The sequence below is a fragment of the Streptococcus sp. 5905 genome (assembly GCF_013276505.1).
Taxonomy (GTDB): domain Bacteria; phylum Bacillota; class Bacilli; order Lactobacillales; family Streptococcaceae; genus Streptococcus.
Genome location: NZ_VMLC01000001.1, coordinates 481,142 through 491,198, shown reverse-complemented (window position 1 = coordinate 491,198; position 10,057 = coordinate 481,142). Strand labels below are relative to the sequence as shown.

Sequence of the window (10,057 nt, the reverse complement as noted above, 5' to 3'; positions counted from 1 at the left end):
CTTACTCCTTCTCACCCAAGATTCGAACTTCTCTCTCAAGGGTGACACCTGAATGTTCCTTGACCTTTTCAATAACAGATTGGATCAAGTCCTCGTAGTCTTTGGCCGTACCGTCAGCAACATTGATCATGAAACCGGCATGCTTTTCAGATACTTCAACACCACCGATACGATAGCCTTTCAAGCCAGCTTCTGAAATCAACTGACCTGCAAAATGCCCCACTGGACGCTTAAAGACTGAACCACATGATGGGTATTCTAATGGTTGTTTGAGTTCACGTAGGTGCGTCAAGCGGTCCATTTCTTGCTTGATAACCTGATGATTCCCTGGAGCCAGGGCAAATTTAGCTGACAACACAACAGCTCCAGAATCTTGAACAGCTGAATGGCGGTAACCAAAAGCCAAATCCTTGGCAGATAAGGTCTCGATTTCCCCTTCCTTGGTCAAAATTTGACAAGACTGCAAGATATGAGCAATCTCACCTCCATAGGCACCTGCATTCATAAAGACTGCTCCACCGATGCTTCCAGGGATGCCACAAGCAAACTCAAAACCAGTTAAACTATGACGAAGGGCAATACGTGTCGTTTCAATCAAATTAGCACCAGCTTCTGCTTCAATAGTGTAACCATCAACTGAGACGTTATTAAGCTTATCGCACAAGATAACAAAACCACGGATTCCACCTTCACGAACGATGATGTTGCTGGCATTCCCTAGCACCATCCAAGGAATATTCTCTTGATTGGCAAATTGGACGACACGGGCCATCTCATAGCGATTGCGTGGCAAAACCAGATAATCCGCTCGACCTCCAACCTTGGTATAGGTATAGGTCTTCAAAGGTTCCTTAAAACGAATATCGATTCCTTCTAGGATTTCAAGTATTTTTTCTTTTACTGACATGTCACTCATCCTTTTTCAAAATTCATTCCATTATACCATTTTTAGAGACATTTGACGACCTCAAAATTACTATTGATAATTCAACTCATGTTTTTCAAATGATGGATTCAGATGTTGACGTGAATGGGAGGCAATAGAAAAACACCCCGAAAGTTAGTTGAATGACATCTAACTTTCAGGATGCTGTTTTAAAAAATTTTTTTATATTGAATCTATCTACACTTGAAGCAATCAATAAGACCCTTCTATAGCAAATGCTGAGATGGATGCTAGTTGGATGGAGGATTTTTCCAGCTTTGGCGATAAAATTTAGGACTCACAGAGAAAAAATGCTTAAAAGCTTTTGAAAAGACTAGCTGATCCTGATAGCCGACTTCCAAGGTAATTTCTTTTATAGATAGATCAGTGTCAGTTAAAAGTGTTCTTGCCTTTAGCAGGCGTGTTTCAAGGAGAAATTGCTGAGGAGATTTATGGTAAAGTTTCTTAAACTGACGAAACTAGGTGCTACGACTGAGTCCGACCTGGGATGCCAAGTCTTGAATGGAGATGTCTTGTTGGTACTGATGTAGCAAAATTTGCGCAGCTTTTTCAACAGGGTGTTGAGTGACATTCAGAGGTATTTCTGCTGGAAATTCTTCCTGCAGGTAGTAAAGGAAGGTATAAATTTGCATCTGGTACCAGCTTTCTTTTTGCCTACTTTCTGCAGTTTTGTGACATATATCTTGAATAATTTCCCTGCTTTGAAAATAACTATCGAAATGGCAAACAGACTCATAAAAAACTTGTGTGTTTTGGAGATAGTCGCTTAATTTGTCTCCAGAAAATCCCAGCCAGTAGCTTGTCCAAGGATCTTCTTGATTTGCCCAATAACGCACTTTTTGGCCTTTTCTTAGGATAAAACCATCATTTTTCTCCAAAGAGTAAGTCTGCCCATCAACTTGCAGATACCCTTTCCCCTCACAAATCCAGTGGATGACAAAATCCTGAAAAACAGTATAGTCATAAAACGGAAAGCTAGAATAATCATCAATCCCACATTCTTCAAGGTAAAATTCCTTAGATGTTTCTTTAAAATAGTGCCATAGTTTCATAAATACTTCCTCCTTGCAACATAAGTGCATATTTCTTCATCATGAACTCCTAGAAAAGGGACAAACTCTGGTTTATAATGAGGCAAGAAAGGAGAACAAATGAAAAAATCGTATCAATCTAGTATGGTAGGGCTCAACCTCAGTAATCAAATTGTTTCCATCACCATAACAGGTGACTTCATGATTCTTTTTATGAGTCAGATTTTAAGTTTTAGTGATTTGCAAAATAGCTGGCTTATCACAATGCTACCGATTATAGCCCTTGTCCGCATTCCCTTGTCTTATCTGATGCGAAGGAAAAATCTCCTTGACCTGATGCGGTGGAGTATACTGTCTAAGCTGTGTTTGCTAGGGATATTAGTAGTGATTCCCTACGAAAGTGTGACTTTTTCTATCTATGCTCTTTTTCTGATTCTATATCAGATAGCCGTGGAGTTGGGCTTTGGTCTGGCTTGGAATCCCTTAATATTATTATTAACAGAAGAGAAAGTCCGCGCAAAATTTCTCAGTTACTTAGGTTTGTTTCAGCTGGTCACGAGCTTTTATACCCTTCTTATTTCCTTTTTCATCGGAAAAGAGTTGACTGCACTTCATTATCGTTGGTTACTGGTGATTGCTCTTGCTAGTCTGTTCATGCAGTTTATCCTTTTGAAACAGTTACAAACAGACTATAGCTTGTTTCAAAATCATCAAGTAACAAGGCGGATGGATTGGCAGGTTTTGAAAAAACAGCTCTGGCACCATGTCCGTATCCTACTTTTGGATAGTTTGATTTTATATGTGACCTTAACAATGAATGTCCTCTATATGGTACAGGTATTGCACCTCTCCGCCAACCTCGTTTCTCTATATTCGAGTATGAGTTTGCTGGGGAACGTCCTAGCCTTTGCTCTTGCAGGTCCTTGCTTTGAAAAAAGACGTTCTACGTTTTTCACAATCTTACTGGTAGTAACGGGATGCGAGATTCTTTTGATCTTCTTTCTTCCCCACGATGCTGTATCCTATACAATCTTTTGGAGCATAGGTTGGGGGTTATTAAATGGGGCTGTGGGAGCTCTATGGGGACTCTACATTTCTCTAGTCAAACACCAAGCAGCAAGTCCTAGCCCCTTTACAATTTGGAATATTTATCAGGGGATTGCCTATCTTGTTAGCGTACTTGTCTTTTATCTCTCTGGTAACTTGGTGCACCTAGCTAGTTCCAGTTCAGGGCTGGATCCGTATCGTCTGGTCTTGATTGCCTGCCTAAGCATCTGCATCCTGGTTTGTTTACGGATGCTGTATAAAAGAAAAACAGGTCTCAAGTGACGATTGCCGCTTGAGCCTATTTTATCATCGTATGATAAACTCCGATTGTAGGATAATGGTTCGTTTTTCGTCAGAGAGAGCTTGTTTGAAACTTTCCTGACCGAGTTGGTAGGATTTGTTATCAATGGTAGGAATCCCCAGCACCTCTCCTGTCAGTTGCCTTTCTTGGCCAATCAGCAAAGGTAATTCAAGATTTTTCTCCTGATAATAGCGAACTACACCAGTTGCCACATCATCTCCGTTGCTGAAAATACAGTCTAAATCTTGCTCTAGTAGGCTATCCCCTTGCTCATAAGCATCCTCTCCCGTGGAAATACCATCCAAAATCAGAGGTTCTGTTTTTTCACCAAAAACTTCCTTGTAGGCTTCCATAGTGAGACGGTAGGTGGAACTTTTTAGGTCTTTTCGGGTAAATAGCAGAGCAATTTTACTTTTTCCCTGGTCTTTAATCCAGTTGAAGGCTGTCTTACAGGCATGGGTGCGGCTCACATAAACGCTACTCAGATTGGGGTTCTGCACTTCTTCACAGCAGACAATATTGCCATACTTAGCGTAGGAAGCAATGGTTTCTATGTCCACACTGCGAGAGGTGAAAATAAGACTGTCAAAGGCTCTTCCTCGAAGCTGCTCCAGATAATATTTTTCCAAGTCTATATCATAACGAGAAGGTAGAATGAGCAAGGTATAGTTATGATCCATAGCCGCATCCAAGAGCCCGTTAAGTAACTGACTAAAATAAGGGTGCAGGGTCGTGTGGGGAATAACTACACCGACCCGACGAGTCGAACCCGAACTTAACTCCTGAGCTAGAATGTTGGGGCGGTAGTCCAGTTCCTCCATGACTTGCAGGATTTTCTGACGAGCCTCCTCGGATACATGGGGATGGTTGTTGATGACGCGTGACACGCTAGAAACTGAGTAACCAGTCAGTTTGGCAATTTTTCGAATATTTGTCATTGTTTGCTTTCTATAGGAGGATTGACACCCTCCAAACACGTGATTAATGGATTTTTTTGAGATATTTACGGATGCCGTAGCCGACACCATGTTCATCATTGCTGCGTGTTACCTTATAAGCTAGCTCTTTGATGTCAGGAAAGGCATTGCCCATTACGATTGGATGGCCCACCATCTCAAACATTGGGATATCGTTGTGCCCATCACCAAAGGCAGCGGTCTGGTTCTTATCTAAACCTTCTTTTTTGAGAATATAAGCAATACCTTTTGATTTTTTAGCAGTTTTGCTGGTAATTTCTAGATGATATTGACCAGATCGGAGAATGCTGACCTCGCCCAAGTCTAGGGCTTGCAAGTATTTCTCCAGTGCCAATAAATCGTCATTATCTAAGGTAATCATCATTATCTTGAAGGTATTGTCCTTGGCAGCTAGAAAATTAGCCTCGTTTGTAAGCGTTGGTGCCTGGCGCGTGATGTTGAACTCTAGACGAATCCCTTCATCTATTCTATCACAATACCAGTTCGTCATATCATAATAGCTGACGCTAATTTGTGGAAAATGCTGGCGCACTGCCTGTAAGATAGTTTGTGCTGTCTTTCTAGGGAGAATATCTATATGAAGGGGCTTGACCTTTCCATCCACAATCTGATAAATCAAACCACCGTTAAAACCTACTTGAGGGCCAGTCAGCTGAAGTGCTTCGATAGCCTCTCTCATTTCCATTGGAGCTCGAGCAGAAACCAGAGTCAGCGGAATCTGAGCATCGCGGATAGCCTTGCTATTCTCGCTAGAAACGCGGCCCTCAGAATTGAGAAGGGTGCCGTCCATATCCGAAAAAATACGTTTGATGGTCATAATGTTGTCCTCTTTTCTTCTTTGTCCGCTAGCGTGTGATAGGTCGGTTTAAATGCGCATTCCCAACCTTTGATACCATTGTACATTCTGGAACGCGTTCCATGTCAAGAGAAAAATAAAAAAATTTTTAAATTATTTTCGAACATAGACAGAGTTGATGTGGGTTTGCTTGATAACGGCATCTCCTTGGCTTAATTGAAAGATTTTATCAAACAAGTTTCTCATTTCTTGAAAAGCTGACTGTCCCTTGGTAAATAGGTGTTAAACAGAAAGATAGGCTTGTCTTCCAGATAATACAACGGGTGGTAAATAGTAAGAAATAGACAAAAACAGAGTTAAGAGAGAACAATAAAAAGAGGTCACCCCTCTTTCTATGATTTTTTCCAAAATGTAGATTTGGTTAGCCAGATAAAGACTAAAAGTTCTACGAGAAGAATAAACTCAACTAGAAGCGGATTTGCAATCCATCCCACTTGAGATAAGGCTGGAGCCAAGTCAAACAAGGCATGCAAACAATAAGCAGCAACTAGGTAGATCCATTTCTTTTGGCTAACACTTTGGTAAACCCAGATGGAAAGACCGATTTGGAGAACTAGGGCAAGCACACGCTCAACTCCTAATAAATAAACCTGCCATATCGATAGAGACTGAACCGTTTCGAGGGTAGCCTTTGGAAGGAGATTGGCTACATCAGTGTTTGAAGACTGGATGAGTGAAAAGAGGATCAACAAACTGATTAAGCTTCCCATCCCGAGATAGAGCAACTCCAAACCTCCATGTCCCAAGCCGTAAGCCAAAGCGTCTTTCTCTTCTAGACTTCTCTTTTTCTCCAACCATTTAAAAAAGACGAGGCGGGCAGTTTCCTCAAAGAGGGCAGCCATGGCAATCGCATAAAGAACATATAGGAAAGGTTGCTCATTCATGAGCGGAATGGTTCCGTCTTTTTGCGGATGGAGTATCAGAAGGTGAACAATCTTCTCTAACACTTGAGAAGAAACAAAAAATGCGATTGCTCCCAAGCCCATCACTGCAAGAGAGATTTTAAACTGTTTTTTGGCGTACCAAGTCCCACCTACTAGAATGAGAAGCAAAGCAATCATAGTAAGGATAATATGTACTGTCATCTTTTTCTCCTATTCTGACTTATCAATATCTTTCTTCATCTCGTCAATGTTAAATTTAGCAAATAAATACTGGCGATCTTGGACTGGAAAACGTTGGTCCAACTGGTCGACTGCCCCAACCTCAATCATTCCTTCTTTGATAACAAAGTCCATCACATGCCCACCAAAAGTCAAATCATCTGAGATAAAATGCAGATGGTAGCCCGCCACGCTGACCCCATGGAAAATCTCTGGTGTCCAAAATCCAACAATGGTTCCTGAAATATTTTCACGGCTATATTCAGGTTGGTGAGTTGCCACATCAGCAAACTTGGTATCAGGTGTGGATTTGGGAATCATCCGTACGTGCATGTGGGCGAATTCCCCATGAATCTTGATGGAGCGAAAGAGATTTTCCCCATCATAGTAGGACTCAATCCGCTTTTCTAATTCCTTATCCGTCATCTCAAAGCGCTGGCGGAAAATCACTTCTGCCTGATGGGGGACCACTGCTGCATATGGGATAAGGGCATCAGGAGCGACTTCTACAATTTCAGGTTGCTCCCCTGACCCTTTGGCTTGATAAGCCTTGCCATCAAGGACAATCAACTCCCCATCAATCGAATCCAAGGTTCCCAAGCCGAGGTCACCATGTTCCAGCAATTCTCCTACTGTCATGGTTCCGCCATAGAGACCAGCCATAAGGGCACCTAGAGTATTGTATTGAAATAATTTTACCGGTTCCTGCACTTTTCTATCCATTCTCTTTCTTATCTTCTTTTCAATGAATCATCATACTTTCTAAGTATACCACATTTGCTCCTAGTTGTGAAAGGGAGAAATACTTTTCCCATTGCAAAGGAGGCAAAAAAAAGGTACAATGTAACAAAATCAACGGAGGTCTGGAATGAAGAAAGAAAGTAAATACCAAGCAGTCGTTTCCTTTCTCAAAAAAGGTATCGAATCAGGAAAATTTCCAACAGGTAGCCGACTTCCCTCTATCCGTCAACTGAGCCAAGACTTCCACTGTAGCAAGGACACTGTCCAACGAGCCCTACTGGAATTACGCCATGAACAATACCTCTATGCCAAACCCCAAAGTGGCTACTATGTTCTAGAACAGGGCCAGCATCAGGACTTGGAAATCGAAGTCACTGACGAACATGCCAGTGCCTATGACGACTTCCGACTCTGTGTCAACGAAACCCTGATAGGCCGAGAAAACTACCTCTTCAACTACTATGACAACCAAGAAGGCCTTGAGGAACTGAGACAATCTGTCCATCAACTTCTTTTCAACCAAGCCCTCTACTGCAAACCCGACCAACTGGTTCTAACATCTGGCACCCAACAAGCTCTCTTTATCCTTTCTCAGATTAACTTTCCGAGCGAGGGAGCTGAGATTTTGGTCGAACAGCCGACTTACCACCGAATGAATCGCCTCTTGGTCGCTCAGGAGCTGGCCTACCAGACCATTGAACGCCGTATTGATGGCATTGACCTTGAAGAACTAGAAGAACAGTTCAAATCTGGAAAAATCAAGTTTTTCTATACCATTCCTCGCTTCCACTATCCTCTTGGCCATTCCTATTCTGATCAGGAAAAGAGGGCTATTCTGGATCTAGCAAACCAGTATGGTGTTTACATCGTCGAGGATGACTATCTAGGAGACCTAGACCCTAAAAAAGGACAGACCTTCCACTATCTGGATACCGAGGATCGGGTCATTTATATCAAGTCCTTCTCAACCAGCCTCTTTCCAGCCCTTCGGATCACAGCTCTCATTCTCCCAAATGCCCTAAAAGAGGCCTTTGTTTCTTACAAAAATATCCTAGACTATGACAGCAATCTCATCATGCAAAAGGCTCTCTCTCTTTACATCGATAGCCAGTTATTTGAAAAAAATCGACTGGCTCGACTGACCCTTCAAGAGAACTATCAGACTCGGATAAAGGAAGTACTTGAAAAAAATACCTGTCCCTTACCCAACTATCCTCTACATGATGGGCTTCTCCTTGATTTGAGAAACTATCCTAAAATTGCCAGTTTAAAGCATAGTTCACTCAAACTAGACTTCTTTGAAGAGGCTTATTTGGAAGCCTGTCCTTATCAGTTTGCCAAAGTCTCTCTCGAAAATTTAGAAGCACTATTACAATACATAAAAGCAGAATTGGATTAAACTCCAACTCTGCTTTCTTTTTTATTGTTCAACTTCTGTTAGTTTCGCTGCTTTTTCTAGATAGGTTTGATAAGTTCCTTCATCTTTCAGTTTTTGGATAACCTTATCTACTACTGCTTTCAAGTCTGATTGATTCTTCTTGATGGCAATGGCATTGGCTTCACCATCTTTCATCGTCAAAGTAGCTGTCGCAACGACAAGGTCTGAGATTTTACCTGCGTAACTAAGAGCAATTGGTTCATCCATATGAACAGCATCCACTTTTCCAGCCTGCAACTCATTGACTGCTTCCCCCATATTGGTCAAAGATGTCAACTGGGCATTTGGCAATTGTTCCTTGACCATGGTTTCTGGTACAGTTCCCTTTTGAGCTGCGATATTGGCACTTGCGAGGCTTGTAAGATCCTTGTATTTGTCTAAATCGGCTTTTCTAACCAAGAAGCTCATTTTGTTTTCATAGTAAGGGATTGAAAAGTCAAAGACTTCCTTTCTCTCATCTGTAGCACTAATACCAGCAATAGCTAAGTCAGCCTTTCCAGTTTGAAGACTGGTCAAGACATTGTCAAAACTCATGCTAGAGATTTCAAGTTTAACTCCAAGTTCATCCGCAATCGCTTGAGCCATATCAATATCTGCACCAACCACTTGGTTTTTACCATCTACCAAGGATTGGAATTCAAATGGTGCATAGTCTGGGCTGGTCGCAACGACTAGCTTGCCTTTTTGTTTGATAGCCTCCACAGCAGACTGAGAACTATCCGTACTTGATTGGCAAGCTACCAAAACCATGCTGGCAAGCATGCTACATACAACTAACATCCATTTTTTAAATTTCATAAATAAACGACCTTTCTGTTATTTCTGAATAATTATAACCAATTTGAAAATACTTGTCAACATTTTCAGAATTTTCATTTCAAAAAATTTCCTTTTTATTCAAAAATAAAGACTAATCTGAGTTGATTAGCCTTTTTAGTGAATATTTAATCCATTTCTTATAGTTCGACGATTTTACCTGTTTCAAAGTAAACAACCCATTCACAGATATTTTTTGCGTAGTCTCCGATACGTTCCAAAAAAGAAATAACCTGGAAGTAATCACGGCCTGTAACGATGGCTTCAGGATTTTTCCTAATTTCTTCTGTAGCCAAATCTCGGATACTATCAAAGTAATGGTTGATTTTTTCATCCATCGCTGCTACTTCGTAGGCTTGATCCACAGAACCGTTGAGATAGAGATCTAGAGCTGCTTCGACGAAGTTTTTCACGTCGCGTCCCATCTTTTTGATTTCTTCTTCAACAGCAGGGATACGTTGCTCTCCTTTCATACGAATGGTCGCCTCAGCGATAGACACTGCATGATCTCCCATGCGTTCCAAGTCTGATACGGCCTTGAGAACGGTCAAGACGGTACGAAGGTCTTGCGAAACAGGTTGTTGAAGGGCAATCATTTCAAATGATTTCTTTTCCAACTTCACTTCATATTCATTTACTTCTGCATCGTCTTCGATGACTTCTTTTGCCAAATCACGGTCATGAGTGACAAAGGCACGTACTGTACGATTGATCTGCGAGAGCACTTCTTGTCCCATAGCGTAGAACTGGTTGTGCAATTTCTCCAAATCTTCTTCAAATTGAGATCGTAACATCATTCAA

Annotated in this window: 10 protein-coding genes and 1 pseudogene; 2 read left to right on the top strand and 9 right to left on the bottom strand. The window is 41.5% G+C overall.

The window, feature by feature from the left end:
• Nucleotide 1: 1 nt before the first annotated feature.
• The 3 genes and pseudogenes from murB to HT680_RS02405 all read right to left on the bottom strand — a co-directional run bounded on the left by murB (nt 2) and on the right by HT680_RS02405 (nt 1,998).
• Nucleotides 2–907, bottom strand: a complete 906-nt coding sequence (murB, locus tag HT680_RS02410) for a UDP-N-acetylmuramate dehydrogenase (RefSeq protein WP_173257952.1) — start codon at nt 905–907, stop codon at nt 2–4.
• Between the two features lie 269 nt (nt 908–1,176).
• Nucleotides 1,177–1,389: pseudogene (locus HT680_RS09105) on the bottom strand (AraC family transcriptional regulator); the annotation flags it as partial.
• A gap of 15 nt (nt 1,390–1,404) precedes the next feature.
• Complete coding sequence (locus tag HT680_RS02405) at nt 1,405–1,998, bottom strand: AraC family ligand binding domain-containing protein (protein ID WP_240146445.1); 594 nt, start codon at nt 1,996–1,998, stop codon at nt 1,405–1,407.
• A gap of 99 nt (nt 1,999–2,097) precedes the next feature.
• On the opposite strand from HT680_RS02405, the gene HT680_RS02400 reads away from it, so the two are divergent.
• On the top strand, nt 2,098–3,306 hold the full coding sequence (locus HT680_RS02400; RefSeq protein WP_000750388.1) for a hypothetical protein: 1,209 nt from the start codon (nt 2,098–2,100) through the stop codon (nt 3,304–3,306).
• A gap of 24 nt (nt 3,307–3,330) precedes the next feature.
• Here the strand turns inward: HT680_RS02400 and HT680_RS02395 are convergent, their stop codons facing one another.
• From HT680_RS02395 to budA, 4 genes are all read right to left on the bottom strand, one after another.
• Entirely contained in the window at nt 3,331–4,263 is a 933-nt protein-coding gene (locus HT680_RS02395; RefSeq protein ID WP_173257950.1) for a LacI family DNA-binding transcriptional regulator, read from the bottom strand.
• Between the two features lie 43 nt (nt 4,264–4,306).
• Nucleotides 4,307–5,119: an HAD family hydrolase gene (locus HT680_RS02390; protein WP_000153221.1), complete on the bottom strand. Its 813-nt coding sequence runs from the start codon at nt 5,117–5,119 to the stop codon at nt 4,307–4,309.
• 371 nt (nt 5,120–5,490) lie between these two features.
• Nucleotides 5,491–6,243 carry a YhfC family glutamic-type intramembrane protease gene (locus HT680_RS02385; RefSeq protein ID WP_000215868.1) on the bottom strand — a complete coding sequence of 251 codons (753 nt, stop codon included), beginning with the start codon at nt 6,241–6,243 and terminating at the stop codon, nt 5,491–5,493.
• 9 nt (nt 6,244–6,252) lie between these two features.
• Entirely contained in the window at nt 6,253–6,984 is a 732-nt protein-coding gene (gene budA, locus HT680_RS02380; protein WP_173257948.1) for an acetolactate decarboxylase, read from the bottom strand.
• A 145-nt stretch (nt 6,985–7,129) separates the two neighbouring features.
• Here budA and HT680_RS02375 point away from each other — a divergent pair, with 145 nt between their 5' ends.
• Nucleotides 7,130–8,401: a PLP-dependent aminotransferase family protein gene (locus tag HT680_RS02375; protein WP_173257946.1), complete on the top strand. Its 1,272-nt coding sequence runs from the start codon at nt 7,130–7,132 to the stop codon at nt 8,399–8,401.
• A gap of 21 nt (nt 8,402–8,422) precedes the next feature.
• Here the strand turns inward: HT680_RS02375 and HT680_RS02370 are convergent, their stop codons facing one another.
• Entirely contained in the window at nt 8,423–9,238 is an 816-nt protein-coding gene (locus tag HT680_RS02370) for an ABC transporter substrate-binding protein (protein ID WP_173257944.1), read from the bottom strand.
• A gap of 158 nt (nt 9,239–9,396) precedes the next feature.
• A complete protein-coding gene (phoU, locus tag HT680_RS02365) occupies nt 9,397–10,050 on the bottom strand; it encodes a phosphate signaling complex protein PhoU (protein ID WP_125449458.1) in 654 nt (217 codons plus the stop codon).
• Nucleotides 10,051–10,057 lie beyond the last annotated feature (7 nt).